Below are 1547 nucleotides of genomic sequence, written 5' to 3' on the forward strand. Positions count from 1 at the left end.
GGATACTAGCAACCTAAACACGTTTAAAAAAAAAGAACCAGCGAGATTTTATGGCTGTTCGTCAAATCAAGTTGATGGCGGTTCAAGTTAACAGTTAGACCATAAATGGTCTAGCTGTTTTTTTATTTAGCTGATGAGCTTGCTCGAAGCCAAAACATTTGAATATTTATACGTTCAGTAAAGTTGTTCCAACTACGATATCCATAGGCACTACTTTTTATCTTTTTTATTCTTCCAATGATTCCCTCTAAAAATCCGTTGGAATATTTAAGCTTCAGTGCATTTAATACTTGTTTACGATATTTTCTTAATGATGTCATTGTTTGATCCATAGCGGTATTGAGTGGATGATAATTGAGTAGTATCTGATTCATTGTATCAGTATCGCCTGTTCTAATAGCCTTTAAAATATCTTGATATACTTCGTAGGACTTGGCGAAACCTTCGTCCAAATCTAAACACTTTGTGATTAAATTTAGATCCGTTTCATAATAACCAACACTGTACTGATACTTAGGGTTTATCTTTTCGATGGAATCGAATGATTCCAAGAATTTTTTCCAATCTCTTTTCATGAACAAGTATTCTTTACTTCTTTTAGGCATTCGTTTCATTACCTGTATTCTAGTTGAATTGAGAGAACGATTCATCATCTGAACGATATGAAATCTATCAACAACGACTTTGGCCTTTGGAAACAACTTTGGTACTAAATTAATGTATCCGGCATTTAAATCCAAAGAAATAGTTTTTACCTGTCTTCTGACTTTCAAAGGAAATCGACTGAAGTATTTACTGATTTGATATGAAGTTCTTCTGGGCAAGATATCACCCGTACGATGATTATCGCTATCTAACCAAATAAAGCTCATCTTGTCAGTAGACATAAATTCATCAAATGCCATGTGCTTAGGAAGATGTTCAGGAAGTGATTTCTTGTGCATCTTGGCTTCTTCATCGATGATACGTTGAACGGTCTTATCGGAGACGTTAAAACGTCTGCCGATATCCTTCAATGATGTATTAAAAGCAGTTTCTGATAAGATCATTTGTCTAACAGGTTGTGCGATTTGACAATATTCCCAAACATAACTAGTTTTGGCTACAAAGATAGAGTTACAAGATTTACATTTATACTTTTGACGTTTCAGACTTATATACGTTGGACGTAATGATAATGATGGAGCGACTATCATATTTTTATTAAATCCATTCTTAACTAAGTGGCCTGCAAGGCCACAGTTAAGACAACGGTCAATCTGTTTAGTTAGCATTGCAAAATAGACTAAGGACTTGATGCCATTAACTAACATAAATTTTGAGTCTTCAGTAAAGATAATATTCTCATCTTTCATTTCAAGAGCGTTTCGTATAGACTTATTACTTAGGGACATCATTCAAATTCCTTTCATTGTGAAGCTGTAGAGGGTAGAACATCTAAAGGTATGGATGGTGTCTTTTTGATGTTCTAAAATAGTTTTATTAATAAATGGTATACAAAAATAGAGTTGATGGCAAAATGCCTATCAACTCTATTTATCGTACAG

General features: G+C 33.8%; 1 protein-coding gene. It reads right to left on the reverse strand.

Annotated elements, in window-relative coordinates:
* Window positions 1–122: 122 nt before the first annotated feature.
* On the reverse strand, window positions 123–1394 hold the full coding sequence (locus CBP76_RS09290; RefSeq protein WP_057910387.1) for an ISL3 family transposase: 1272 nt from the start codon (window positions 1392–1394) through the stop codon (window positions 123–125).
* Window positions 1395–1547: the final 153 nt, after the last annotated feature.

It is taken from the genome of Companilactobacillus nuruki (assembly GCF_002872255.1).
Lineage (GTDB): Bacteria > Bacillota > Bacilli > Lactobacillales > Lactobacillaceae > Companilactobacillus > Companilactobacillus nuruki.